Here is a 26,472-nt window from a genome sequence, read left to right on the forward strand (position 1 = left end):
TGGAATCGAATTCCACTCTAAAAATCAAAACTGGAATTCTATTCCGGTTTTGCTTGACGTCGACAGGAGGGGCGCGACATAAACGGCGCGGGAGGGAAGACCATGAAGCCGCTTTCGATCGGGCTCGTCGGGGCCGGGGCCATCGGCCGGATGCATGCCGACGTGATCGCCCGCAGCGATTTCGCGACGGCTTCCGGGGTCGCCGACCCGACCGAGGCGGGGCGCCAATTTTGCCGCGAGCATGGTCTCGCCTGGTATCCTGATCATGAGGCCCTGCTCGCTGCGGGCGAGGCCGAGGCGCTGATCGTCGCCACGCCCAATCAGAGCCATCTGGAGATCGGGCTCGCCGCGATCGCCCGCGGCATTCCCGCCCTGATCGAGAAGCCGGTCGCCGTCAGCGTTGCGGAAGGCGAGCAACTTTCGTCAGCGTCGAGCAAAGCTGGTGTGCCGGTGCTGGTCGGGCATCATCGCCGGCACAATCCGATCATCGCAAAGGCGCGCGAGATGGTTCGGGGCGGGGCTCTCGGGCGCCTGACGAACGCGACGGTGCTCTACACCTTCTACAAGCACGACGCCTATTTCGACCTCGCCTGGCGGCGAGAACCCGGTGGCGGGCCGATCCTGATCAACCTGATCCATGAGATCGACCTGATCCGTTTCGTCTGCGGCGAGGTCGTTGCCGTGCAGGCCGTGACCTCGGATCGCGTCCGTGGGCTGCCGGTCGAGGATACGGCGGCGGTTCTGCTCGAGCTCGAGAATGGCGGGCTCGTCACGATCAGCCTGTCGGATACGGCCGTGACGCCCTGGAGCTGGGACCTCTCCTCCGGCGAATTGCCGAGCTATCCCAAGCAGCCGAAGCCGGTGAATTCGCACTTCATTTCCGGTACCGCGGGCTCGCTTACGCTGCCCGGCCTGGAGCACTGGCGTTATGACGGCGAGAAGAGCTGGTTTGCCGATCTCACGCAGGAGACAGTCCCGGTCGAGCCGGAGAGCCCCTATGTGCGCCAGCTTCGGCATCTCCGCGACGTCGCGCGCGATGGCGTCCGGCCACTGATCGATGCTGCCGATGCGACCCGAACGCTCGCAGTGACTCTTGCCGTTCAGGAGGCGGCGCGCCAGAGACGACGTCTGGAGATGCATTTTGGATAGAGCGATGGCGAAGCAGGTCGAGGACGAGGCTAGGCAGGAAGAGACGGAGACCGCTCCGAGCGGCCTGCTGGAGCGCACGCTCGGCGTGCTCGAACTGCTGGCCACGAACGCGCGCGGGCTGCCCTTGTTCGAGATCGCCGAGCGCCTGAAGATTCCGCGCAGCGCGACGCATCGCGTGCTCACGAGCCTGGTCGAGCATGGCTATGTGCGCCAGGAGCGCCATCACGGCACCTATGAGCTGACGGCCAAGATCGCCTCGCTCGCCTTCACCTTCCTGGCCGGCGCAGGCATCTCCGACCTTGCCCAGCCGATTCTCGATCGGCTCGCGCAGGAATCGGCGGAACTCGTCCGGCTCGCGTTGATCGACGGGCGCGAGCTCGTCTGGGTGGCCAAGTCGCAGGGCTCTCCCTTCGGGCTGCGCTACGACCCCGATATGGGGCAGGCGGGCCGGCTCTCCTGTTCGGCGAGCGGGCACGCCTGGCTCTCGTGCCTGTCGGACGAGGAAGCCATCGCCCTGGTCGAACGGCAGGGCTACGGCTCGCGCGAGGAATTCGGTCCACGGGCGCCGCAGACGCAGGCCGCGCTGCTCAAATATCTGCGACAGGCGCGCAAGCGCGGTTTCGGCCTCGTCGTTCAGACCTATTCGCCCTGGATGAACGCAACGGCGGCACCGATCCGCCACCCACAGACGCGCGAGGTCGTGGGTGCCGTCGTGATCGCCGGGCCGCATATCAGGCTGACTGAAGAAAAAATGCTCTCGCTGTCGCCGCTCTTGCTGAACGCCGCTCGCGAGCTGTCGCTGGCGATGGCGGCAAGTCCCGGCCTGTCGCATGGGCGATCGCGGGATCCGTTCTTCGGCTGAGCTGTCGCGGAAGGTATCGGGGCAAGATTGGCGGCACCCGGCCGCGCCATGAGGAGGTTCGCTTGCAGATTCTCGTGACCGGGGGGGCCGGATTTCTCGGCGCCTGGATTTGCCGCCGCCTGTCGCGCCGGGGCGACCGCATCCGCATCCTCGACCGGGCCGGAAGCGCCAATATGTTCGCGGCGATCGCCGGTGCGCCAGCCGCCGCCGCCATCGAATGGGTCCATGGCGACATCACCGATGCGGAAGCCGTGGCTTCGGCCGCGCGCGGCTGCGATGCGATCGTCCACCTCGCCGGCGTCCTGACGCCAGCCTGCAAGGAGGACCCCGTCCGCGGCGCTGCAATCAACCTGATCGGCACGCTGAACGTCTTCGAGGCCGCGCTACGTCACGGCATAGGCAAGATCGTCTACACCAGCAGCGCCGGGGTCTATGGGCCTCAAAGCGGCGAGCGCCCGGTTCCGGTCTCGCATTACGGTGCCTTCAAGCTCGCCTGCGAGGGCAGTGCGCGGGCCTATTTCGCCGATCACGGGCTCTCGAGCATCGGTTTCCGGCCCTATGTCGTCTACGGGCCAGGCCGCGAAAGCGGTCTGAGCGCCGGGCCGTCGCTGGCATGCCGGGCGGCGGCGCGTGGCGAGGCCTATGTCTTTCCCTATGAGGGCGTGGCGGGGCTTGTCTATGTCGACGACGTCGCCGCAGCCTATGAGAGTGCCTTGCGGCACGATGCGCCCGGCGCGCAGGTCTTCAACATGATCGGGGAGCAGGCCGCGCCCGAGGACGTCATCGCGGCGCTGCGGGAACTCGCGCCGGGTTGCGACATCCGCACAGGCGGCGCGCCGATGCCGTCGGCTCCCGAGATTGCCGAGGGGCCGCTGCGGGAGATTCTCTCCGGCGTGCCGTTTACGCCGCTGCGCGAGGGAATCGCACGGACATTCGCCTTCTATCGCGACGGGACGCTCTGATCCGATGAAGCTCGCTGCCCACACCTTCGGCTTCGTCTGGCAGGAGAGCGCTGAATCGGCGTTTCAGTCACTGGGGACAGCGGGTTTCCGCCACCTTCAACTCCTCGCCCTGCCGCCGCATTTCGATCCGTGGCGCGAGGATGCTGCCCGCACCGGGCGTCTGCGGAGCATCATCGAGCGCTACGATCTGAAGCTGCTGGCCGGCGATCTGGCCAGCAGCGAGATCAACCTGGCAAGCACGTCGGCGGACGTCGCGGAGTTCGCCGTCGACGCCTATCGGCGGCTGATCGCGCGCTGTGCGGAGCTGGGCGCTACCGATGTTTGCGTCGGTTCCGGTCGGCGCCATGCCTTGCTGGCCAAGGCCAATGATCGACTGATGGAGGGCTTCCGCCCCGCCTTCCGTGCAATCGTCGAGGAGGCTCGGCGCCACGGCATGGGCGTTGGGCTCGAGAACATCCCTCAAGGGCTACTCGCCAGCGCCGGCGCCATTCGCGATTTCCTCGACGAGGAGGGGCATGCGGGTGTCAGCGTGATCTACGACGTGGCGAACGCCGTCGCTATTGGCGAGGATCCGGTCGAGGGGCTCGCAGTGCTGGGTTCGCGGGTTAGCGTCGTCCATCTCTCCGATAGCCCACTCGGCCAGTGGCGCCACGACCCGATCGGGAGCGGCGAAATCGATTTCGCGGCGATCGGACGCGAGCTGCGGCGGCAGTCCTACGAAGGACCGGTGGTTCTTGAAATCCTGTCCGACACTCCGCTTGAACACTTGCTCGAGGGAGTCCGCAGGCTTACGCGAGCTGGCTGGGCCTTCGAAGACATGCCGGGCGGTTGATCCGCCCCTTGAGGCGGCCACCGAAACGCGAGAGACTCGCGCGCGTCGACGAGCTGACATTCGCGGCATCGCAGGCCTGGAGGAGATTCGTTCGTCCGTCGCTCAGTACTTCAATCGAGTGCTGGAGCGGGCCATTCGAGGGCGCCAGATGCCAAGGAAATCGCGTTGATGCCGGTGATCTTGCTGGTGAGCGGGGAGGGGATCGAACCCTCGACCACATGATTAAAAGTCACGTGCTCTACCACTGAGCTACCCGCCCTCACAGGCCCGCTGACATACGGAGGTGCAGGGCGCTGGTCAACATGTTCGGTGGATGAGCGCGCGGATGGGGCCACTTTATACAAGGTGGTTCGCGTAGAACGTTAACCGGCCGGAAACCACGTCGTCCTAGCCTTCCGCCATGGTCATTCGTCGCGGTCTCCGATCTGTCTTCGTGACGCTCGCGCTCTACGCGGTGTCGTCGCTGGCGGTCACCTATTTCCTGTTCCATGCGCAGCACGGCGCGCGCGGGCTGGAAGCGCGCGGCGCTATCCGCGAGTCGTTGCGCGAAATGGAGACCGAGCTGGCGACACTCACCGCCGAGCGCAAATCCTGGGAACAGCGGCTGGCGCTCGTGCGCGACGATTCGATCGATCGCGACCTGCTCGAAGAATCGACGCGCGCCAATCTCGGCCGGACCCACAAGAACGACGTCGTGATCATGGGGCGCTAGTTGCCGGCGTCAAAAACTGGAACCCGCGTTTCAGGAAGTTGGACAATCGAGAGCCGCCTCGGACGGTGCATGCGTGCCCCAAGGGCAGGGCGGCCCACCGGAAGCCGGCTTTTAGTTCCAGGCGTATCGATTAACTGAAAATCGGTTACGACTTCAATCTCCTTCTAATTCAACAGCTTAGACCATGTTGCACTGCGAGACAGCGTGCTCGCCAAGGTTTTTTCGATCCTCTACAACAAAGGTCGAAGGCCTTTGGAGGATCGTCTATGGCTGTTGCTGCGCGTAAATCGAAAGCTCCCGCCCCATCGAAAACGGCCGCCAAGCCGGCGAAGGCCCGCTCGGCGAAAGAAGGGGCCGGACAGGCCGCTCCGGCGCCCAGCAATGTCACCCCGTTCACCAAGGACGAGGATCTCCACGCCTACCACGATATGCTGCTGATCCGGCGTTTCGAGGAGAAGGCTGGCCAGATGTACGGCATGGGGCTGATCGGCGGCTTCTGCCACCTCTATATCGGCCAGGAAGCCGTGGTCATCGGCATGCAGATGGCTTCCAAGGATGGCGACCAGGTCATCACCGGCTATCGCGACCATGGCCATATGCTCGCCTGCGGTATGGAATCGCGCGGTGTGATGGCGGAGCTGACCGGCCGGCGCGGCGGTTATTCGCACGGCAAGGGCGGCTCCATGCACATGTTCAGCCGTGAGAAGAATTTCTACGGCGGACACGGCATCGTCGGCGCGCAGGTCTCCCTCGGCACGGGGCTCGCCTTCGCCGACTGGTATCGCGACGACAAGACCGTCTCGATGACCTATTTCGGCGACGGTGCCGCCAATCAGGGTCAGGTCTACGAGAGCTTCAACATGGCCCAGCTCTGGAAGCTGCCGGTCGTGTTCGTGATCGAGAACAACCGCTACGCCATGGGCACCGCGGTCAACCGCGCTTCGGCCCAGACCGATTTCTCGCGTCGCGGAGCCTCGTTCGGCATTCCGGGCGAGCAGGTCGACGGCATGGATGTCCGCGCCGTCCGCGAAGCCGGCCTGCGCGCCATCGAGCATGCCCGCTCCGGCAAGGGCCCCTATATCCTCGAAATGCAGACCTACCGCTATCGCGGACACTCGATGTCGGACCCGGCGAAGTATCGCTCCAAGGATGAGGTCCAGCGTATGCGCGAGGAGCACGATCCGATCGAGCAGGTGCGCGCCCGCCTGATCCGCGAGTTCAAGATCGGCGAGGATGAGCTGAAGGCGATCGACGCCAAGGTTCGCGAGGTCGTCAACGACGCGGCCGAGTTCGCCACGCATGATCCCGAGCCCGATCCGTCCGAGCTCTACACCGACATCCTGCTGGAGCCGGCGCAGGGCTGACGCTCGCGCCGCTGCCGCCTCTCGTCTTTCCCCGCGTCTCAGAATCCGGGTGCGTTCATGCCGATCGACATTCTCATGCCTGCCCTTTCCCCCACCATGGAGGAAGGCAAACTGGCCAAGTGGCTGAAAAAGGAAGGCGATCAGATCAAGGCCGGCGACATCATTGCCGAGATCGAGACCGACAAGGCGACGATGGAGGTCGAGGCGGTGGATGAAGGCATCCTCGCCAAGATCCTGATCCCGGACGGCAGCGAGAACGTCGCCGTCAACACCAAGATCGGCGTGATCGCGGCCGAGGGCGAGGATGTCGGCGCGGCGGCGAGCGGTGCCGATACGGCAGCAGCACCCGAGAAGCCGGTGGAGCCGAAGGCCGAGGCGCCGGCTGCCGCGAGCGAGCCCGCTCCGGCCGCCAAGGCTGAGACCGTGCCGGCCCAGGCCAAGGCCTATGACGCCTCCTCCGAGTTTCCGGCGGGTGCCGAAATCGTCACGATGACCGTGCGCGAGGCCCTGCGCGACGCCATGGCCGAGGAAATGCGCCGCGACAAGGACGTCTTCGTCATGGGCGAGGAGGTCGCCGAGTACCAGGGCGCCTATAAGGTCACGCAGGGGCTGCTGCAGGAATTCGGCGCCAAGCGCGTCATCGACACGCCGATCACCGAGCACGGCTTCGCCGGCATCGGCGTTGGTGCGGCACTCTCCGGCCTGCGCCCCATCGTCGAGTTCATGACTTTCAACTTCGCCATGCAGGCGATCGACCAGATCATCAACTCCGCCGCCAAGACGCTTTACATGTCCGGCGGCCAGATGGGCTGCCCGATCGTGTTCCGCGGCCCGAACGGTGCCGCCGCCCGCGTTGCCGCCCAGCACAGCCACGACTACGCCGCCTGGTACTCGAACGTACCGGGGCTCAAGGTGGTGATGCCCTACAGCGCATCCGACGCCAAGGGCCTGCTCAAGAGCGCGATCCGCGATCCGAACCCGGTGATCTTCCTCGAGAACGAGATCATGTACGGCAAGTCCTTCGAGGTGCCGAAGGGCGATGATTTCCTCGTGCCGATCGGCAAGGCCAAGGTGGTGCGCTCCGGCACGGACGTCACCATCGTCTCCTTCGGAATCGGCATGAACTACGCGCTCGGCGCCGCCGAAGCACTGGCGAAGGACGGCATCGAGGCCGAGGTCATCGACCTGCGCACCATTCGCCCGATGGATATCGAGACCGTCATCGCCTCGGTGCAGAAGACCAATCGCTGCGTCGCGGTGGAGGAGGGCTTCCCGCAGTCCGGCGTCACCGCCGAGATCGGTATGCGGATCATGGAAGCGGCCTTCGATTATCTCGATGCACCCGTCGCCCGCGTCACCGGCAAGGATGTGCCGATGCCTTATGCGGCGAACCTTGAGAAGCTCGCGCTGCCGCATATCGGCGACGTCGTCGCGGCGGCTAAGGCCGTCTGCTATCGCTGAGAGGGGCTGAACCGATGCCGACCAACATCCTGATGCCCGCTCTCTCTCCCACGATGGAGAAGGGCAATCTCGCCAAGTGGCTGAAGAAGGAAGGCGATACGATCAAGTCCGGCGACGTCATCGCCGAGATCGAGACCGACAAGGCGACCATGGAGGTCGAGGCGGTCGACGAGGGCATCCTGGCCAAGATCGTGGTGCCGGAAGGCACGGCCGATGTCGCCGTCAACGAGGTGATCGGCGTGATCGCCGGGGAAGGCGAAGACGCCAAGAGCATTGCCGCTCCGGCTGCCAGCGCCGCCCCCGCCAAAGCGGAGGCGCCCAAGTCCGAAGCACCGGCTCCTGCCGCGGCACCGGCCGCTGCGCCTGCTCCGGCTGCAGCGGCCCCGGCGGCTGCTCCCGCTCGCGCCGCCGGCAACCGCCCGTTTTCCTCGCCGCTGGCGCGGCGCCTCGCCAAGGAGGCGGGCCTCGATCTTTCCGCCATCCAGGGCTCGGGCCCTCACGGCCGTATCGTCGAGAAGGACGTCGAAGCTGCCAAGAAGGGCGGCGGGGCCAAGGCCGCCCCGGCGGCCGCTGCCGGTGCGCCGGCTGCAAAGCCCGCGGCTGCGCCGCTGGCCACCGGTCCGTCCGACGAGGCCGTCAAGAAGCTGTTCGAGCCGGGCTCCTATGAGGAGATTCCGCATGACGGCATGCGCAAGACGATCGCGCGCCGCCTGACCGAAGCCAAGCAGACCATACCGCATTTCTACGTCACGCTGGATTGCGAGCTCGACGCGCTGCTGAAGCTGCGCGCAGAGCTCAATGCGGCGGCGCCGGAGAAGGATGGCAAGCAGGCCTACAAGCTCTCGGTCAACGACATGGTCATCAAGGCGCTGGCGCTGGCGCTGAAGGCCGTGCCGGATGCCAACGTCTCCTGGACCGAAGGATCCATGCTCAAGCACAAGCATGCCGATGTCGGCGTCGCGGTCTCGATCCCGGGCGGCCTCATCACTCCGATCATCCGCAACGCCGAACAGAAGACACTGTCGCAGATCTCGAACGAGATGAAGGACATGGCGGCCCGCGCCAAGGCCCGCAAGTTGAAGCCCGAGGAGTACCAGGGCGGCACGACGGCGGTCTCCAATCTCGGCATGTTCGGGGTGAAAGACTTCGCGGCCGTGGTGAACCCGCCGCATGCGACGATCCTGGCGGTCGGCGCCGGCGAGCCGCGCGTCATCGTCAAGGGCGGCCAGCCGGCTGTGGCCACGGTGATGTCGGTGACGCTCTCGACCGACCACCGTGCCGTCGATGGCGCACTGGGCGCCGAGCTGCTGCAAGCGTTCAAGGGCTATATCGAGAAGCCCATGGCGATGCTGGTCTGAGCGGCGGGAGAGCACCATGGCTGACTACGACATCATCGTCATCGGCTCCGGTCCCGGCGGCTATATCGCTGCGATCCGTGCTGCCCAGCTCGGTTTCAAGACCGCCATCGTCGAGCGCGAGCACCTTGCGGGCATCTGCTCGAACTGGGGCTGCATCCCGACCAAGGCGCTGCTGCGCTCGGCCGAGATTCTGCACTATGGCGAGCACGCCAAGGATTACGGGCTGACGCTGGAAGGCTCGTTCAAGGCCGATCTGGAAGCCGTCGTGAAGCGTTCGCGTGGCATCGCCGTGCGCATGAACAACGGCGTCCAGTTCCTGATGAAGAAGAACAAGGTCGATGTGATCTGGGGCGAGGCCAAGCTGGCCAAGCCCGGCACGATCGCGGTGGCGCCGACCAAGAAGCCGGCTATGCAGCCGCAGGGGCCGATCCCGAAAGGCGCCAAGGGCGAGGGCACCTATACCGCCGACCATATCATCGTCGCGACTGGCGCCCGCCCGCGCGCGCTGCCCGGCATCGAGCCGGACGGCAAGCTGATCTGGACCTATTTCGAGTCGCTGGTCCCGGCCAAGCTGCCGAAGTCGCTGCTGGTGATGGGCTCCGGCGCCATCGGCATCGAGTTTGCCTCCTTCTACCGGACGCTCGGCGTCGAGGTGACGGTGGTCGAATTGCTGCCGCAGATCCTGCCCGTCGAGGATGCCGAGATCGCCGCCTTCGCGCGCAAGGCCTTCGAGAAGCAGGGCATCAAGATCATCACCGGCGCCAAGGTCACCAAGGTCGAGAAGGGGGCGGACTCCGTCACCGCTCATATCGAGGACGAGAAGGGCGGCAAGCAGACGATCACGGCCGAGCGTTTGATCTCGGCTGTCGGGGTCGTCGGGAATGTCGAGAATATCGGGCTGGAAGCGCTTGGCGTAAAGACCGATCGCGGCTGCATCGTCATCGACGAGTTCTGCCGCACCAGCGTCAAGGGCGTCTACGCCATCGGCGATGTCGCCGGCCCGCCGATGCTGGCCCATAAGGCCGAGCACGAGGCGGTGATCTGCGTCGAGGCGATCAAGGGGCTGCATCCGCATCCCATGGACAAGTCCATGATCCCGGGCTGCACCTATTGCCACCCGCAGATCGCCAGCGTCGGCCTGACCGAGGCGAAGGCCAAGGCCGCCGGCCACGAGATCAAGGTCGGTCGCTTCAACTTCGTCGCCAACGGCAAGGCGGTGGCGCTCGGCGAGGATAGTGGCCTGGCCAAGACGATCTTCGACGCCAAGACCGGCAAGCTGCTGGGCGCCCATATGGTCGGCCCGGAAGTGACCGAGCTGATCCAGGGCTTCGTCGTCGCGATGAACCTCGAGACGACCGAGGAAGAACTGATGCACACCATCTTCCCGCACCCGACGCTGTCGGAGGTGATGAAGGAGAGCGTGCTCGACGCTTACGGAAAAGTGCTGAACGCCTGAGCCGCAGCTCCGGTTCTGTTCAACCGTCATCCCGGACTGGCCACGAAGCGGTGTGGATCCGGGATGACCTCCCGGTCCTTTGCGGGCATATTTCAGCCATGCCACCGCGCACCCGCAAATCGCCCAAGCCCGACCGCGTCGTTCGCGACGAGGAGGTCGAGATCCTGCCGCCACGCCGGACATTGCCGCTCGACTGGAGCGTCATCGTGCCGACGGTGGCCTTCGGCACCGTCACCGGCTTTGCCGCCAGCCTGATCGTCGGTGGGGGCGGGTTGATCCGCCATGCCGTGGTCGGCGTGCTTGGCATGCTGGTGGGGCAGGGCATCGTGCGCCTCACCGGCTGGCGGCTCAACACCGGCTACAGCTTCCTCGACGACGCCGGCATGGCCGTGCTCGGCGCAATTCTCGTCATCCTGCTTGCCCGCTTCATCGCCTGAGGCTCGCGACAAGCGTGTCCTAGCTGCGTAAGGCAGCCAGCACATCCGCGCCCGTAACGGTGGCGGCGGCTGGCCAGGCGAACCAGTTGCCCTGCTGCTGCAAGGCGTCTTCCAGACGCAGGCGATAAGCATCGCGCGGAATCTCGATCGTGCCGAACTGGGCGAGGTGTCCGGTCTGGAATTGGGTGTCGAGCAGCCGGTAGCGGCCATGACGCAGCCGCGCGACAAGATGGACGAGCGCCACCTTGGAAGCATCGGTATCGCGGTGGAACATGCTCTCGCCGAAGAAGGCCGCTCCGAGGGAGAGCCCATAGAGCCCACCGACGAGGCGCCCGTCACGCCAGCATTCAACCGTATGGGCATGGCCGAGCGTGAAGAGCTCGCCGAAGATCTCGCGGATACGGGTGTTGATCCAGGTTTCCGGTCGGTCTGGCCGCTCCTCGGCGCAGGCCGCGATCACGGCCGCGAAATCGCTGTCGACGCGCACCTCGAAGCGGTCGGAACGGACGGTACGAGCCAGCCGCGAGGAGAGATGGAAGCCGTCGAGCGGGATGATGCCGCGCCATTCCGGCTCGACCCAGAACAGTCCCGGATCGTCGGCGGTCTCGGCCATCGGAAAAATGCCAGCCGCATAGGCGCGCAGCATGATCTCCGGCGTGATGGCGGGTATGCGCACGGGGACGGAACGGGCTTTCATCCGGGAATGGGAGCGCGAGGCAAGCGAGGAGTCAAACAAGGGCCGGCAGCAAACCCGGCAGCTCAACCCGGCCCTGAGCTGGTTCGCTCGCGACGACGACGAAACCGCTGTGAAACAGGGCAGGCCGTGTCTTCAGAAGTAATCTAAAGACACGGCCGCAATAGCCTGATCTATCAGCCTTCGGTCGGCTCCTCGCCCACCGCCTCGTCGCCGACTTCGTCTTCGCTGTCGCCGTCATCGTTGATGCATTCGACAGAGACGACCTTCTCGTCCTTGGCGGTGTTGAACACCGTCACGCCCTGCGTCGAGCGGCCGGCGATGCGGATGCGGTTGTCAGGGCCGGCATCGACCGGGACGCGGATGAGCTGGCCGCCATCGGTGACGAGCATGAGCTGATCTGAGTCCACCGCCGGGAAGGATGCGACGAGCTTGCCGTTGCGGTCGTTGACGACCATGGCGACGATGCCCTTGCCGCCACGCCCGGTCACCCGGTACTCGAAGGAGGAGGTGCGCTTGCCGTAGCCCTTCTCCGAGATCGTCAGGATGAACTGATTGGCGGCGTCCATCTCGGCGTAGCGCTCGAGACCGAGTTCGATATCGCCGCCGGTAGCTTCCTCGGCATCGCCAGTCTCGGCGGTCGGCTCGATGGCCTCCTCGCCCTCCGCGCCGGTTGCGCGGCGCATGATCGCGGCGCGCTTGAGATAGGCCGCGCGCTCGTCGGCCGTGGCGTCGAGATGGCGCAGGATCGCGAGCGAGATGACCTCGTCGCCCTTGGCCAGATTGATGCCGCGTACGCCGGTCGAGTCGCGGCCCTTGAAGACTCGCACCTCCGGCACTGCGAAGCGGATGCACTGTCCATCGGCCGTGGTCAGCAGCACGTCGTCGTTCTCCGTACAGATCTGCACGTCGACGATGTGGTCGCCCTCATCGAGCTTCATCGCGATCTTGCCGGCACGGTTGACGTTGACGAAGTCGGAGAGCTTGTTGCGACGCACCCCACCCGAGGCGGTGGCGAACATCACATCGAGCGTCTCCCAGCTCGCCTCGTCTTCGGGCAGCGGCATGATCGTGGTGATGCGCTCGCCGGCATCAATCGGCAGCATGTTGACCAGCGCCTTGCCGCGGGCATTCGGCGCCGAAAGCGGCAGCCGCCAGACCTTCTCCTTGTAGACTTGTCCTTCTGAGGAGAAGAAGAGCACCGGTGTATGCGTGTTGGCGACGAAGAGGCGGGCAACGAAATCCTCGTCCTTGGTCGCCATGCCGGACCGGCCCTTGCCGCCGCGGCGTTGCGCCCGATAGGTCGAGAGCGGCACGCGCTTGATGTAGCCGCCATGCGAGACGGTGACGACCATGTCCTCGCGGGCGATCAGATCCTCGTCGTCGAGGTCGGAGCCCCAGTCCTGGATCTCGGTACGGCGCGGCGTGGCGAAGGCTTCCTTCACCTCGGCAAGCTCGGCCTTGACGATCGATTGGATGCGGGCGCGCGAGCGCAGGATGTCGAGATAATCCGCGATTTCCTTGGCGAGCTTTTCCAACTCGTCGCCGATCTCGTCGCGGCCCAGAGCAGTGAGGCGCGACAGGCGCAGCTCAAGGATCGCCTTGGCCTGTGCATCTGACAGGCGATAGGTGCCGTCCGGGTTCATCGGATGGCGCGGATCGTCGACCAGCGCGATCAGCGGGGCGATGTCGTCGGCCGGCCAGTCGCGCGCCATCAGCGCTTCATGGGCGTCCGCTGGCGTCGGAGCCGTACGGATCAGGCGGATGACCTCGTCGATATTCGCGACCGCCGTGGCGAGGCCGCAGAGCACATGCGCGCGCTCGCGAGCCTTGTTGAGCAGGTAGCGCGTGCGCCGGGAAACGACTTCTTCGCGGAATTCGACGAAGGCCGAGATGAAGTCCTTGAGGTTCAGCACCTCGGGGCGGCCGCCATTCAGCGCGACCATGTTGGCACCGAATGAGGTCTGCAGCGGCGTGAAGCGATAGAGTTGGTTCAGCACCACGTCGGCGACGGCATCGCGCTTGATCTCGATGACGACACGCACGCCTTCGCGGCTGGATTCGTCGCGCAGGTCGGAAATGCCCTCGATGCGCTTCTCGCGCACCAGATCGGCGATCTTCTCGACCATCGTCGCTTTGTTCACCTGATAGGGAATTTCGGTGACGATGATCGCCTCGCGCTCCTTGCGCAGCTCCTCGATATGCGTCTTCGAGCGCATCATGATCGAGCCGCGGCCGGTGTGATAGGCGGAATGGATGCCGCTGCGGCCCATGATCAGGGCGCCGGTCGGGAAGTCCGGGCCGGGAACGATCTCGATCAGGCTGTCGATCGAGATCTCGGGGTCGTCGATATAGGCGACGCAGGCGTCGATCACCTCGCCGAGATTGTGCGGCGGGATGTTGGTGGCCATTCCGACCGCGATGCCGCCGGCGCCGTTGACGAGCAGGTTCGGATAGCGCGCCGGCAGGACCGTCGGCTCATGTTCCTTGCCGTCGTAGTTCGGCTGGAAATCGACCGTCTCTAGGTCGAGGTCTTCGAGCAGCGGCATCGCCGCCTTGTCGAGGCGGGCCTCGGTGTAACGATCGGCGGCGGGTGAATCGCCGTCCATCGAGCCGAAATTGCCCTGGCCGTCGATCAGCGGCAGGCGCAGCGAGAAGTCCTGGGCCATGCGCACCAGCGCATCATAGACCGCGAGGTTGCCGTGCGGATGGTACTTACCCATCGTGTCGCCGACGATGCGGGCGCATTTGGTGTAGGGCCGCTCGGGCAGGTTCTTGTTCTCGTGCATCGAGAACAGAATGCGGCGGTGGACAGGCTTCAGTCCGTCGCGGACATCGGGCAGAGCGCGGCTCACGATCACGCTCATCGCGTAATCGAGATAGCTCTTCTTCATCTCGTCGGTGATTGCGATCGGCTTGATGTCGCCGCCGAAATCCGGGGCGTCGTCGCGCTTGTCGTCGGTATCGTCGCTCAACTGGGAATGTCCCGATTCCTGTTCGTTTTCAGGCTTCTGGCTACCCGATTCCAGCCTTTCGCGCCAGCAAAAGCCGACGCTGTCCAAGCAAAAATTTCTTTAGTAATTTCATTGTCTTACGGGCATTTTTCCGGCCAACTGAGGTGACCTGCCACAATCCCGCCTTTCTTGGCGGATGACGGCGGGCAAAACTCGTGGTCAAGTCGGCTTCGATGTTCGTCGAATTCGCCACCGCTGCCCTTGTCACGATGCTTGTGACGCTCGATCCGCCGGGCCTTGCGCCGATCTTCCTGTCGCTGACACGGGGCATGTCGGCGGGGGAGCGGCGACAGGTCGCCGTGCGCGCTTCCATCATCGCGTTCTGCATCATGGGCTTCTTCGGCGTGGCCGGCGATGTCGTGCTGAAGGCGCTCGGCGTCTCGCTACCTGCCTTCCGCATCGCCGGTGGATTGCTGCTGTTCTGGATCGCCTTCGAGATGGTGTTCGAGCGCCGGACCGAGCGCAAGCAGCAGACAGCCGACACCGCGATCACGCAGGACCACATCCGCAACGTCGCGGCCTTTCCGCTGGCGATCCCGCTGATGGCGGGGCCGGGCGCCCTGACCGCGACGATCCTGCTCGCCGGCCGGGCGCACGGCGACCCGTTGCTCCTTGTAACGTTGGCCGTGATCTGTGGACTGGTGATCCTGTGCTGCCTGGCCGTGTTCCTCGCGGCCTCATCGATCGCCAAGCTCCTGGGCGTCACCGGCAATGTCGTGTTGACGCGCCTGCTCGGTGTGATCCTCGCGGCTCTCGCTGTGCAATTCGTGATCGATGGCGTGAAAGCGGCTCTGGCCGGTTGAGTCGTGAGGCGACCGGCATCTCGCCCGAACAAGAGCTCGCGATAGGCTTGCGCTTAACATAAGTATTTGCTTATGTGTCTGCATGGCCGAGAACGACATCTTCAAGGCGCTGGCCGATCCGACGCGCCGCGCGATCTTCGAGAAGCTGGCAGCAGGCGGCATGAACGCCAGCGCTTTGCGCGAAGGCATCGCGATCAGCCAGCCGGCCATGTCGCAGCATTTGTCGGTTTTGCGGAGCGCCGGGCTCGTCCGCGAGGAGAGGCAAGGCCGCTTCGTGAACTATGAGGTCGATCCCGACGGCCTCGCGCTGATCGCGCAATGGCTGTCGAAATACCGGACCTATTGGCCGCAGCGCATCGACGCTCTCAGAAGCCTGCTCAGGGAGATGGACCAATGAACGCAGACCATGCCGACGGGTCGTCCGACGATCTCATCCTGGAATATCAACTCGACGCACCGCCCGAGAAGGTCTGGCGCGCGATCAGTGTTCCGGGCCTCAGAGAGGTCTGGTTGCCCGGCACGACCTTGGTCGATCCGGAGCCGACGATCCTCTCCCCGGGGGAGGCGATCCGCTATCGGATGCGCGAGGACGAGCCGCCCTTCCGCGAAAGCGCCGTCACTTTCAGGATCGCAGGCGAGGCTGGCGGAACCTGTTTGCGCATCATCCACGAGATCGCGGTGGGCAGGCGGAGAATCGAGCCGGCGAACAGCAACGCGCCGCCGATGCTGCGTGCGGCCTGACGCTCGCTAGCCACCCAACCCAATCCAGAGCCCATGGAGTTCGCCGATGCGCGAAACGATGCAACTCGTCCCTATGGTCGTCGAGCAGTCGAGCCGCGGGGAGCGCTCCTTCGACATCTATTCTCGGCTGCTGCGCGAGCGGATCATCTTCGTCAATGGCGAGGTCAACGACGCCATGAGCGCACTGGTCTGCGCGCAGCTCCTGTTCCTGGAGGCGGAGAATCCGAAGCGTCCGATCCATCTCTACATCAATTCGCCCGGTGGGGTCGTGACCAGCGGCTTCGCCATGTACGACACGATGCGCTACGTCCGCGCGCCGGTGCATACGCTGTGCATGGGTACGGCGCGTTCGATGGGCTCGTTCCTTCTGATGGCGGGAGAGCCAGGTGAGCGCGCGGCGCTCCCCAATGCGAGCCTGCATGTTCATCAACCGCTTGGCGGCTTCCAGGGGCAGGCCTCCGACATCCTGATCCATGCCGAGGAGATGCAGCAGACCAAGCGCCGGGTCACACGCCTCTACGCCGAGCATTGCGGACGCAGCTACGAGGAGGTGGAGCGCACGCTGGACCGCGACCGCTTCATGACGGCCGAGGAGGCGCTGGAATGGGGGTTGATCGACCGGATCGTCCACCGGATGGACGAGCGGCCAGACATGCCTCCGCTATCGTGAGCCGCCGGAGAAAAATCCTTGCAAATCGGCAGGCCAATTGCAGCGCCTCTCTCACGGGCGCTGCGCTATGGTCCCGGCGCGCCATTGAAGGGCGCTTCCGGCAGGCCGAGGGACAAGCCGTGACGATCGATCTCGACAATCTGGTGCAGGAAATGACCGCCTGGCGGCGCGACCTGCATGCGCATCCGGAATTCGGCTTCGAAGAGACCCGGACCAGCGCCTTCGTTGCAGGGAAGCTACGGGAGTTCGGCCTGAACGAGATCGCGATGGGTGTTGGCGGCACCGGTGTCGTCGGGACCTTGAAGCGCGGTACCGGCAACCGGGCGATCGCGCTGCGGGCGGATATGGATGCCCTACGAATCCCGGAGCAGGGCGAGGCGCCCTATCGCTCGCAAAATCCTGGCGTGATGCATGCCTGCGGCCATGACGGCCATACGGCGATGCTACTCGGGGCCGCAAAGCTGCTGGCGGCCGAGGGAGGCTTCGACGGCACGGTGCGCTTCATCTTCCAGCCGGCCGAGGAATGGGGCCGGGGGGCACTCGCAATGCTCGATGACGGCGTGCTGGAGCGCTTTCCCTTTGAGGAGATCTACGGGCTTCACAACGAGCCTGGCCTGGGCCTCGGCCACTTCCGGACCCGCCCCGGTGCGATCATGTCGGCCGAGGACAATTTCGAGATCGTCCTGCGCGGGGTCGGCGGCCATGCCGCCCGTCCTCATGCCGGGAGCGAGACGCTGGTTGCCGCCTGCGCTCTGGTGATGAATCTGCAGACGATTGTCTCGCGTCGGCTGAGCCCGACGGCGATCGGGGTGGTGTCGGTGACCGAGTTGATCACCGACGGCACCCGCAATGCCCTGCCTGGGGAAGCGCGCATCCTCGGAGATGCCCGCAGCTTCAGCCCAGCGGTCAGCGCCGATATCGAGAAGCAGATGCGGCGGATCGCGGAAGGGACGGCGCGGGCCTACGATGTCGAGCACGCGGTGACCTACACCCGCGAATTCGTGCCGCTCCAGAATGATCCAGCGTTGACCGAAGAGGCATTGGGAGCGGCACGGGCGCTGCTCGGTACGGAGAATGTCTCCGTCGTCTCCGAGCCCTTCACCGGCTCCGAGGATTTCGCCCGTTTCCTCGACCACGTGCCGGGCTGCTTCGCCTTTCTCGGCAATGGCGACACCGCACCGCTTCACAATCCACGCTATGATTTCGACGATGCCGGGCTGATCCACGGTGCGCGCTTCCACACCGAAATCGTGCGCCGGCGCTTGCCCGTCGCCTGAGTTCGCAACGGGCTCGCACTGGTCGGAACTACTTCTCCAGGAAGGCGCGGATCGCGCCTTCCGCCTGCTTCATCGACATCACCCCATCGAGATGGCCGCGCACGCCGTCGATGGTGACATGGGTGACGTCGCGCCCGGCGTCCTTTGCCGCCTTCAGGTTGCGCTCGACCGTCTCGGCAGTGAAGACGAGGTCCTTGGGCTGGGTGATGTAGAGCATCGGCGCCTTGATCTTCGCCATGCCGTCGGCGAGCGAGGAACCGCCGGCCGCGAAGAGCTGGTTGGCCTTAATCAGATAGAGAAAGTGGTTGGCGTCGGAGAGCTTGGCGCGTGCCTCGCCGGCATTGTCGAGCACACTCTGGACCTGGAACTTGTTGCGCAGCGCCTTGTCGGGCTCCTCGCCGGCCTTGGCCGGACGTCGGGCGAAGGTGGCGTCGGCCCATTCCTCATGATTGGCCTGCAGCGTCACGGCGGCCAGCGCCTTGGCGAGGCCGGCAAGCGGCGGGGCCTTGCCGTAGTAGTCGCCGTTGTTCCAGTTGGGATCCAGCAGGATGGGAGCAGCCCAGACATCGAGCCAGCCGATCAGCATCGCATTGGCTTCGGCCGCGCCGATGACCGGCATCGCCTTCGCCACCATCTCGGGATGACTCGCTGCCCATTCGAAGGTCTGGAGCGAGCCCATCGAGGGGCCGGCGACGAGCGCGAGCCGCTTGATTCCAAGGCTCTCGACGAGTGCCTTCTGAACTTCGACGAAGTCGCGGATGGTCACGACCGGGAAATCGAGCCCGTAGGGCTTGCCGGTATCGGGGTCGATCGACGCCGGACCGGTGGTCGTGGTCTTGGGGTCACCGGTATTGAGGTTCACCAGGGTGTCGGATGCGATGACGAAATACTTATTGGTGTCGATCGCCTTGCCCGGGCCGATGATCGCATCCCAATAGCCCGGCTGCGCGTCCTTGGCGTCGTATTTGCCGGCGGCATGCGAGTTGCCGGAAAAGAAATGGCAGATCAGCACGGCGTTGGATTTGTCGGTGTTGAGCGTGCCGTAGCTCTCCCAGCCGACGCGGATCTGCTTCAGCGTGCGACCTGACTGCGTGGTGAAGCTGGGCAGTTCGAAGACCTTCTTTTCGACGATCAGTTCCTGTGCCCCGGCCATGCCCGTTACCATCATTGCTGCGAGCGCGACCGCGCCCTTGATCCATGTCCGCATCTCGCTCCCTCCTGTGGCGGCCTTCATGAGGACGGGTTGCATCAGAGCGGATTTTCGCAGGGTGCGGAAGCGAGGTCCCGAAACAATCAGCGCCCGATCAGAGCCGGAACCGCTGTGTTGCCGGAGCTGCCGGTGGGGCTGAGGAAGGCTTCGCTCTCCAGGTCGAAGAGGGGGCCGTCGACCGAACCTTTGAGCACGAGCGGCAGCCTGAGCGAGCCGCTGAGCGAGGCCAGGGAAGCGCGCATGTCGAGCTGACGGGTGCGAAGGGACGCGTTGCCGGCCAGGCTCAATCGGTAGTTCGTCCCGTTCATCTGCGCATCGGTCAGCACCAGCAAGCCATTGGCGATGCCGGCATTGGCAGCCAGCGTGTCGAACGGCGTCTTGCCCTGGTGCCAGTCCCGCAGGAGCTGCGAGGGGTTGCGCTCTGCTCGGCGAACGAGCTCGGCCAGTGCGATGCCACCGATCTCACCCTGACGAAGGTTGATGCCGGCGCGCCCGGTCATCGCGCCGAGAAGCTCGTCGAAAGTCTTGCCGGCACCGTCGAGTGCCAACTGGAAACCGCCGGTGCCGGACAGGCGCGGAAGCTGCGGGACGTCGGCCCCTGCCTGGCCGAAATCGACCCTGTCGAGCCCGGCCTGAACCTTCACGTCGACACCGCCCGGCGCGCTCACGGCGAGGAAGCGGGCCTTGACCGTACCGCCATAGGCGGTGGCACGCAGCAGGCCGGTTTCGAAGCGCCCCTTCTTGACGAGGACATAGGTTGCGACATCGGCAAGGCGGGCGCCGTTCAGCTTTGCGGCGTCGACCGAGATGCGCAGGTCGATGTCCCGCCCTGTCCAGCCGTCGAGGTCGAGCGGGCTCTGGTCGGCTGCGTCGACCGCGGGGAGGGGAAGGCGACGGATCAGGCGACCCATATCGAGGCTGGCTCCCGCCAGCGTGCCCGACAACGCAAGGCGACCGTCGACATCCGTCAGCTTCATCACGCCGTCGAGACGGTCGCCGTCCAGGCTCGCCATGGCGTTGGTGAAGGAGGCTTCGCGTGGCTTCAATTGCAGGTCGGCATTCAGCGTCAGCGCACCCAGCGCCGTCGAGATGCGCGATTTCTCGCCGAACCAGTCGAGAAGCTGGGGAACAGAGGGCGTCGAGAGGGCAAGCGTGCCGTTGACCACCGGCTCGCCCGGGCCGGCGCGTGTGCCATCGAAGCGCAGCTTCAGCAAGGACGAGTTGGCCGAAAGAGCGGCCTTGGTGGCGCTGCCGGCAACCGGCCAGAGCAGGCTGACGTCGCTCTGCACGCCGCGCCACGTGAAGGAGCCGGACAGGCCGAACGGATCATCCGGACCGCGCTCGTCGATGACGATATTGACGTCGCGCACGATGCTTTGGACTGTGCCGGCGGCACGCAGGAAGAGCACGCCGGAGCTGATGACGATGCGGCTCTGGCTGCGCAGCTTCTCCAATTCCGCGAGAGGAGCGGAGAGCCAGTCGGTGACGCCGTCGCTGCCGGCGGGGACGGCGACGTCAAGTTGTGGTGCGACGAGGTCGATACGGCTGACGCCGAGGCGTCCCGTCAGCAGGGGCATCAGGCGCAGATACGCCCTCACGCGAGCTGCCTCGCCGGCGACGGCTCCGTCGCGCTGGGCGAAGACGACTTTGGAGAGGCTGATGCGCGGCAGGGGCAGCAGCGCGATCTCGGCGCGCTCCAGCGACTTGACCGCGAAGCCGGTCCGTTCCTCGATCGCCCTGATCGCGCTGCGCTCGATACGGCCGAGCGCAAGGTCCCACGACTGCAATCCGAGCAGGCCGATCGCGATAACGAGGCTGAAGGCGAGGAACGCAGTGCGTCTGGTCATGGACTTCCGAATCGGCACGGGCCGAAAGTCAGCCAGCCCCCCTGGCGGCAGAGGGTGTAGGCCGATCAGCGCTGCTTGTCGAGCCGGCGAAGCCGGCTATCCGACGCATTTTGCACCGGTTTTTGCCGGATTTGGGGCGAAATGAAGGTCCCAGAAGCCGTCGGAAACGAGACCGCCGGTCTCACTGCGCCAGGGCGATCGGGATCATCCGAACGGGTGTTTGCGTGCCGGCTGCGTCGAACGAGCCGCGCAGGAAGGCGTCGCTCGCCGTGTCGGATTCGAGCCTGGCTTCGCGAACCCGCATCTGACGGCGGACGTTGCGCAGCTGCGCTTCCATCCGCGAGATGCCGACTTGCTCGTCGATCTGACGGCGCTGGGCCTTGGTCAATTCGGGCGCCGAGCGGAAGTCGCGAAAGTCACGGTGGCTGTAGGGCCAGCTCGACCCGCCCACGAAGGTCGTGACCTTGCCATCCAGCACGATGCTGTCGCCGGGCCGCAGCGTGATGTCGCGCAGCAGCGAGACGCGGTGCTCGCCGGCTTTCGCGATGGGAAGCCGGCAGGCGGGGTTCGCCGTCGTCTCGTGCCTGTAGGCGGTCGGGAGTGCTCCGTAGCGCTGGCCATCGGCGGCCACGGCCTTGTCGATCGAGGCGGCGCCTGCGGCAATGGTGAAGACCTTGACGGGCAGGCCTGGATTCATGGCTTCGCAGAGAGCCTGGTGCGCCTTCAGATCGGAGGAGGAGCGCAGATAGCCGATCGGCGCGTGAAAGCCGTCGCACAGCCGCACGCAGATCGTCTGGGCCGCCTTGCTTGCGCCGGAAAGCGTGTCGGTGCGAGCGGGAAGGGAAGCCGTCTGATGCGAGCGCGGAGCTGCCTTGCGCGCATTGCGGCGGAACGGGTTGAGATCGATGGCCGGCTGTGCGACCCGCCCGTCGGCGCCTGTGCGGAACAGCGGGAGGCGCCAGCCGTTGCCGGCCGGCGCATAGGCCGTTGCCTGCGGTGCGAAGCCGGTGGGGCGCTGTGCGCGGCGTGCCGCTTCCTCGAGGAAGAAGGAGTGAATGCCGGCGTCGTCGGCCTGGACCAGCGACGCTGTCAGGATCATGCCGCTTGCACCGAGCGCAAGTCCCGCCGCTGCCATCGCCAGAAGCCGCCGCAGGCGGGATGTCTCGCGCAAGCCGGGCCTTATGGAATGTGACTGCCGGAACGCTGCAACCAGAGCCTCTCCGCCGCAGGCAGGTGCCTGCTCGGATACGTCACGGACACGCGACATGCGTCTCTCCAAACCACGCTTGTTCCACCGTCCGCCGCAGGAAGGGTGTATTTTACCTTTTGTTAAGACTCAATGTCGCGGGGTGAGGAGCCCACGGTAAATGGCGGAAATGCTTAATGGAACGGCGGCTGAGGCGGGATGGCTGGCGGCTCAGAGCACCGCGAGCACCACCCCGACCCACATGCACAACAGCACGATGGCGCCGACGCCATAGACCGCGCCGCGCAACGGCAGTTTGTTCGGACCGATGTGGATCAAGGTGTGCACAATGCGGGAGACGACGAAGATCCAGGCGAGCGCCGTCATGACATAGCCTGTCGCCGCGACTTCCATGGCGAGCATGATCAGCGCGAAGAAGATGACAGGCAGTTCGAACTGGTTCGAGAAGTTGGCCGAGGCGAGACGGGCGGCGACGGGGTAGCGCTCGGTCGAGACCGTAACCTCTTCCGGCCTTACTTCGCCGGAGGCGAAGGCATTCTTCCGGCGAACGGCGAGAATGACGCCGACGATAAAGATCCAGAGGATCATCGCGAGCGCCGGATAGATCAGTTTCAGTGTCATTGCTCGCTCTCAGCCCTCGTTGCAGCCTGGCCCGTGGGCCAGACTGCACAAAGGCGGAGAAGGCTCAAGAGCGGGTCGGATAGTTCGGGCTCTCGCGCACGATCGTCACGTCGTGGACATGGCTTTCGCGCAGACCCGCGCTGGTGATGCGGATGAAGCGCGCCTTGGCCTGATAGTCCTTGAGGTCCTTGCCGCCGACATAGCCCATTGCGGCGCGCAGGCCACCGGCGAGCTGATGCAGGACGTTCGAGACCGGGCCCTTATAGGCGACCTGGCCCTCGATGCCCTCTGGTACGAGCTTCAGCGAATCCTTGATGTCCTGCTGGAAGTAGCGGTCGGCCGAGCCGCGCGCCATGGCGCCGACCGAGCCCATGCCGCGATAGGCCTTGTAGGAACGGCCCTGGTACAGGAAGGTTTCGCCCGGCGTCTCGTCGGTGCCGGCGAGCAGCGAGCCGACCATGGCGCAGGAAGCGCCGGCCGCGAGGGCCTTGGCGAGATCGCCCGAGTATTTGATGCCGCCATCGGCGATGACCGGGATGCCGGCCTTCGTGGCAGCCGAGGCCGCGTCCATGATCGCGGTGAGCTGCGGCACTCCGACGCCCGCGACGATACGCGTGGTGCAGATCGAGCCCGGGCCGATGCCGACCTTGATCGCGTCGGCGCCAGCGTCGATCAGCGCCTGGGCGCCACCCGCCGTGGCGACATTGCCAGCGATGACCTGCACGGCGTTGGAAAGCTTCTTCACCCGGCTGACGGCGTCCAGCACCTTGGCCGAATGGCCATGAGCGGTATCGACGACGATCAGATCGACACCGGCATCGACCAGCATCTCGGAGCGCTCGAAGCCCTGCTCACCCGTGGTCGTCGCAGCAGCGACGAGCAGGCGGCCCTGCGCATCCTTGGCGGCGTTGGGGTAGGCGACCTGCTTCTCCATGTCCTTGACGGTGATTAGGCCGATGCAGCGATAGTGATCGTCGACGACAAGCAGCTTCTCGATGCGGAACTGATGAAGCAGCCGACGCGCTTCCTCGGGGTTGACACCCTCGCGCACCGTGATCAGCCGCTCCTTGGTCATCAGCTCCGAGACCGGCTGGTCCGGGTTGGCGGCGAAGCGAACGTCGCGGTTGGTCAGGATGCCGACGAGCTTGCCCTTGTGGCCCTGCGGCCCACGCTCGACGACCGGAATGCCGGAGATGCCGTTGTGCTTCATCAGCGCCAGTGCGTCGGCCAGCGTCTCGTCGGGGTGAATCGTGATCGGGTTGGCGATCATCCCCGATTCGAATTTCTTGACGAGCCGGACCTGCTCGGCCTGCTGGTCCGCCTCGAGGTTGCGATGGATCACGCCAAGCCCGCCGGCCTGCGCCATGGCGATGGCCATGCGGGCCTCCGTCACCGTGTCCATGGCAGAGGCGATGATCGGCAGGTTGAGCGAGATCGAATTGGTGAGCTTGGTGCGGATATCGACATCCGCCGGCATGACTTCCGACGGGCCCGGCTCCAGCAGCACGTCGTCGAAGGTGAGGCCGTCGCGAATCAGACCGTCGAGGGAAAGCGTCATCGTCAACTCCGACGCCGGATGGACCGGCTTTTCTGAAGGGCAGGGCAAGAGGCCCGTTGCCGAGTTGACGAGGCCCGTTAGCATGTGCGCCCGCACTCCGCTAGTGCGCAGAGCGGGATTATTTTGCAGTGCGGAAACGGCGCGAGCGCATAGCGGCGCCGTTTCCGCGGGTTTGGTGGCTCAGCGGTTCAGGCGGGTGACCGATGGCGCCTGTGGCGGAACCCAGAAGCAGCCAGCGCCAAAGATCGTGTGGCCGGCGGCGTTGGCCATCTGCTGGCAATCGTTGAGGCGCTGGCAGAATTGGTGCTGCATCTCGCCCGGGCCGCTGTTCGGGACCGTCTTGAACTGGCAGCCAGGCGGCCAATCGGCCGGATTCGCAGCTGCGGGGGCGGTGGTGGCGACCCCGTAGCTCAGGCCCACCACAAGGCCCAGAGCAGCCAGGCGGGCACCCGGAGGAATCCGGTGCGTAACCGAGGAAATAGCTGAAATATCGAGCATGGAATGCCTCCGAGATGTGACGTCGCGCGCCCCTCGCGAAGGTTCGGCTGTGCCGAACAAAATTGGAAATGGTCCGTGTTTCAGCGCTGTTGCAGGGCAAAAATCGCATGGCCGAGTTGTGCACAGTGACGAGCCATAAGTCTGGTGCATGGCGGAAGCGCGCGGGCCGGGGGCAAATCGGCCGCCGGATCGCGATTTCGCCCTCGTCACATGCTGCACGTCGCATTAATAGCCAAGCTTATGATTTCAAGCGCGCCTATCTGAACAAGGCGCAGAAGGTCAAAGCCTTGCAACGCGCCAAACTGCTCCCTCTGATCGTCGCCTGCGCGCTGTTCATGGAAAACACCGACTCGACGGTGATCGCCACCTCGCTGCCCATGATCGCGAAGTCGCTCGGAGAAGATCCGATCGCGCTGAAGCTGGCCTTGACCTCCTATCTCGTCAGTCTCGCTGTCTTCATCCCGATCTCCGGGTGGATGGCTGACAAATTCGGCGCTCGGAGCGTCTTCCGCGCCGCGCTTTGCATTTTCATGCTCGGATCGGTGTGTTGTGCGATGTCGAGTTCGCTCGGCGCCTTCGTTGGCGCGCGCTTCTTCCAGGGGATGGGCGGGGCGATGATGGTGCCGGTCGGGCGCCTCGTCATCCTGCGCAGCGTCAGCAAAGCCGAGATGGTGAGCGCGCTTGCTTATCTCACCGTGCCGGCACTGGTTGGGCCGGTCGTCGGGCCACCGCTCGGCGGCTTCATCACCACCTATTTCGACTGGCGCTGGATCTTCTTCATCAACATCCCGATCGGTCTCGTCGGCATCGTGTTGTCGAGCCTCTTCTTCGAGGACATCCGCGAAGAGGACGTGGCGCCGCTCGACCTGCGCGGCTTCATTCTCTCCGCCTTCGGCTTCGCTGCGCTGATGCTGGGGCTGGCGGCGGGGGGGCGGCACATGGTCCCTGCCTATGTCTCCTATGGCTGCGTTATAGGCGGCACGCTGGCGCTCCTCGCCTATTGGGTCCACGCCAGGCGGGTGCCTTATCCGGTCCTCGACCTCTCCCTCTTCCGCATCCCGACCTTCCGCATCGGTGTGATCGGCGGTTCGATCTTTCGCACCGGCATCGGCGCGATTCCGTTCCTGCTGCCGCTGATGCTGCAGCTCGGTTTCGGGCTCGACCCACTGCAATCCGGCCTCATCACCTTTGCCTCGGCCGCGGGCGCGATGATCATGAAGACGCTGGCGAAGACGATCCTGGCGCAATACGGCTTCCGGCGCGTGCTGACTTTCAATGCGCTGATCGGCGCGGCCTTCCTCTCCGCCTCCGGCCTGTTCACGCCGACGACGCCGCACGCGATCATCCTGTCGGTGCTGCTGGTCGGCGGCTGCTTCCGCTCGCTGCAGTTCACTGGCATCAACGCGTTGAGCTATTCCGATGTCTCCAACCGCGAGATGTCGAGCGCGACGAGCCTTTCCAGTGTGGCACAGCAGCTTTCGCTGAGCATGGGCGTCACTATCGGTGCCTTCGCATTGGAGGCGGCGAATACTCTCAACGGGGGCAGGGCGCTCGCTGCCGGCGATTTCTGGCCGGCCTTCGCGATCGTGGGGCTGATCTCGGCCTCCTCGGCCTTGTGGATGGCGCAGCTTGCTCCCGATGCGGGTGCCGAAGTCTCGGGCCATTCGCCGGTGAGCAAGCGCAAGATGACCGCCGAGGCGATTGCCGACCAGAAGCCGCTGGATTGAGTTTTCGCTTCC

General features: G+C 65.3%; 24 protein-coding genes and 1 tRNA gene. 16 read left to right on the forward strand and 9 right to left on the reverse strand.

Annotation, left to right across the window (positions count from 1 at the left end):
• Positions 1-102 precede the first annotated feature (102 nt).
• The 4 genes from CE453_RS15465 (at position 103) to CE453_RS15480 (ending at position 3,805) form a co-directional block, all read left to right on the forward strand.
• A complete protein-coding gene (locus CE453_RS15465) occupies positions 103-1,149 on the forward strand; it encodes a Gfo/Idh/MocA family protein (RefSeq protein WP_089175405.1) in 1,047 nt (348 codons plus the stop codon).
• 4 nt (positions 1,150-1,153) lie between these two features.
• Complete coding sequence (locus tag CE453_RS15470; RefSeq protein WP_089175406.1) at positions 1,154-2,011, forward strand: IclR family transcriptional regulator; 858 nt, start codon at positions 1,154-1,156, stop codon at positions 2,009-2,011.
• A 62-nt stretch (positions 2,012-2,073) separates the two neighbouring features.
• Positions 2,074-2,973 (forward strand): NAD-dependent epimerase/dehydratase family protein, encoded by a 900-nt coding sequence (locus CE453_RS15475; RefSeq protein WP_089175407.1) that lies wholly within the window; start codon positions 2,074-2,076, stop codon positions 2,971-2,973.
• A gap of 4 nt (positions 2,974-2,977) precedes the next feature.
• Positions 2,978-3,805, forward strand: coding sequence for a sugar phosphate isomerase/epimerase family protein (locus CE453_RS15480; RefSeq protein WP_089175408.1), 828 nt, complete (start codon positions 2,978-2,980; stop codon positions 3,803-3,805).
• 184 nt (positions 3,806-3,989) lie between these two features.
• Here the strand turns inward: CE453_RS15480 and CE453_RS15485 are convergent.
• A tRNA-Lys gene (locus tag CE453_RS15485) sits at positions 3,990-4,064 on the reverse strand.
• Between the two features lie 174 nt (positions 4,065-4,238).
• Between CE453_RS15485 and CE453_RS15490 the strand changes: the two genes are divergently transcribed.
• From CE453_RS15490 to CE453_RS15515, 6 genes are all read left to right on the forward strand, one after another.
• On the forward strand, positions 4,239-4,517 hold the full coding sequence (locus CE453_RS15490) for an FtsB family cell division protein (protein WP_248307751.1): 279 nt from the start codon (positions 4,239-4,241) through the stop codon (positions 4,515-4,517).
• 266 nt (positions 4,518-4,783) lie between these two features.
• On the forward strand, positions 4,784-5,881 hold the full coding sequence (pdhA, locus tag CE453_RS15495) for a pyruvate dehydrogenase (acetyl-transferring) E1 component subunit alpha (protein ID WP_089175410.1): 1,098 nt from the start codon (positions 4,784-4,786) through the stop codon (positions 5,879-5,881).
• 57 nt (positions 5,882-5,938) lie between these two features.
• Complete coding sequence (locus CE453_RS15500; RefSeq protein WP_089175411.1) at positions 5,939-7,342, forward strand: pyruvate dehydrogenase complex E1 component subunit beta; 1,404 nt, start codon at positions 5,939-5,941, stop codon at positions 7,340-7,342.
• A 14-nt stretch (positions 7,343-7,356) separates the two neighbouring features.
• Positions 7,357-8,700, forward strand: a complete 1,344-nt coding sequence (locus tag CE453_RS15505; protein ID WP_089175412.1) for a pyruvate dehydrogenase complex dihydrolipoamide acetyltransferase — start codon at positions 7,357-7,359, stop codon at positions 8,698-8,700.
• Between the two features lie 16 nt (positions 8,701-8,716).
• Entirely contained in the window at positions 8,717-10,156 is a 1,440-nt protein-coding gene (gene lpdA / locus CE453_RS15510) for a dihydrolipoyl dehydrogenase (RefSeq protein ID WP_089175413.1), read from the forward strand.
• Positions 10,157-10,254: 98 nt separating this feature from the next.
• Positions 10,255-10,593: a GlsB/YeaQ/YmgE family stress response membrane protein gene (locus CE453_RS15515; protein WP_089175414.1), complete on the forward strand. Its 339-nt coding sequence runs from the start codon at positions 10,255-10,257 to the stop codon at positions 10,591-10,593.
• A gap of 19 nt (positions 10,594-10,612) precedes the next feature.
• Here CE453_RS15515 and aat read toward each other — a convergent pair whose 3' ends face one another.
• Positions 10,613-11,290, reverse strand: coding sequence for a leucyl/phenylalanyl-tRNA--protein transferase (gene aat, locus CE453_RS15520; RefSeq protein WP_089175415.1), 678 nt, complete (start codon positions 11,288-11,290; stop codon positions 10,613-10,615).
• Positions 11,291-11,463: 173 nt separating this feature from the next.
• Positions 11,464-14,262, reverse strand: coding sequence for a DNA gyrase subunit A (gyrA, locus tag CE453_RS15525; protein WP_282568755.1), 2,799 nt, complete (start codon positions 14,260-14,262; stop codon positions 11,464-11,466).
• Positions 14,263-14,474: 212 nt separating this feature from the next.
• Here gyrA and CE453_RS15530 point away from each other — a divergent pair, with 212 nt between their 5' ends.
• From CE453_RS15530 to CE453_RS15550, 5 genes are all read left to right on the forward strand, one after another.
• Positions 14,475-15,104 carry a MarC family protein gene (locus CE453_RS15530; RefSeq protein ID WP_089177921.1) on the forward strand — a complete coding sequence of 210 codons (630 nt, stop codon included), beginning with the start codon at positions 14,475-14,477 and terminating at the stop codon, positions 15,102-15,104.
• 82 nt (positions 15,105-15,186) lie between these two features.
• A complete protein-coding gene (locus tag CE453_RS15535; protein WP_089175416.1) occupies positions 15,187-15,501 on the forward strand; it encodes an ArsR/SmtB family transcription factor in 315 nt (104 codons plus the stop codon).
• Positions 15,498-15,845 carry an SRPBCC family protein gene (locus tag CE453_RS15540; RefSeq protein ID WP_089175417.1) on the forward strand — a complete coding sequence of 116 codons (348 nt, stop codon included), beginning with the start codon at positions 15,498-15,500 and terminating at the stop codon, positions 15,843-15,845. Before CE453_RS15535 ends, CE453_RS15540 begins: the two co-directional genes overlap by 4 nt.
• Before the next feature lie 46 nt (positions 15,846-15,891).
• A complete protein-coding gene (locus CE453_RS15545) occupies positions 15,892-16,515 on the forward strand; it encodes an ATP-dependent Clp protease proteolytic subunit (RefSeq protein WP_089175418.1) in 624 nt (207 codons plus the stop codon).
• A gap of 119 nt (positions 16,516-16,634) precedes the next feature.
• Positions 16,635-17,792, forward strand: coding sequence for an amidohydrolase (locus tag CE453_RS15550; RefSeq protein ID WP_198302121.1), 1,158 nt, complete (start codon positions 16,635-16,637; stop codon positions 17,790-17,792).
• 28 nt (positions 17,793-17,820) lie between these two features.
• Here CE453_RS15550 and CE453_RS15555 read toward each other — a convergent pair whose 3' ends face one another.
• The 6 genes from CE453_RS15555 to CE453_RS15580 form a co-directional block, all read right to left on the reverse strand.
• Positions 17,821-18,999, reverse strand: coding sequence for an E22 family MetX-like putative esterase (locus CE453_RS15555; protein ID WP_089177923.1), 1,179 nt, complete (start codon positions 18,997-18,999; stop codon positions 17,821-17,823).
• 86 nt (positions 19,000-19,085) lie between these two features.
• A complete protein-coding gene (locus CE453_RS15560; RefSeq protein ID WP_089175419.1) occupies positions 19,086-20,849 on the reverse strand; it encodes an AsmA family protein in 1,764 nt (587 codons plus the stop codon).
• A 181-nt stretch (positions 20,850-21,030) separates the two neighbouring features.
• Complete coding sequence (locus CE453_RS15565; RefSeq protein WP_157733056.1) at positions 21,031-22,020, reverse strand: DUF2865 domain-containing protein; 990 nt, start codon at positions 22,018-22,020, stop codon at positions 21,031-21,033.
• A 246-nt stretch (positions 22,021-22,266) separates the two neighbouring features.
• A complete protein-coding gene (locus CE453_RS15570) occupies positions 22,267-22,677 on the reverse strand; it encodes an MAPEG family protein (protein WP_089175421.1) in 411 nt (136 codons plus the stop codon).
• Positions 22,678-22,741: 64 nt separating this feature from the next.
• Positions 22,742-24,235 carry an IMP dehydrogenase gene (gene guaB / locus CE453_RS15575; protein WP_089175422.1) on the reverse strand — a complete coding sequence of 498 codons (1,494 nt, stop codon included), beginning with the start codon at positions 24,233-24,235 and terminating at the stop codon, positions 22,742-22,744.
• A gap of 180 nt (positions 24,236-24,415) precedes the next feature.
• Positions 24,416-24,733: a hypothetical protein gene (locus tag CE453_RS15580; protein WP_157733057.1), complete on the reverse strand. Its 318-nt coding sequence runs from the start codon at positions 24,731-24,733 to the stop codon at positions 24,416-24,418.
• Positions 24,734-25,020: 287 nt separating this feature from the next.
• Here CE453_RS15580 and CE453_RS15585 point away from each other — a divergent pair, with 287 nt between their 5' ends.
• The gene (locus tag CE453_RS15585; RefSeq protein ID WP_089177924.1) at positions 25,021-26,460 is read left to right on the forward strand and encodes an MFS transporter; all 1,440 of its coding nucleotides are present in this window, start codon (positions 25,021-25,023) and stop codon (positions 26,458-26,460) included.
• Positions 26,461-26,472: the final 12 nt, after the last annotated feature.

Origin of the sequence: Bosea sp. AS-1, assembly GCF_002220095.1 — a bacterium.
Classification (GTDB): Bacteria; Pseudomonadota; Alphaproteobacteria; order Rhizobiales; family Beijerinckiaceae; genus Allobosea.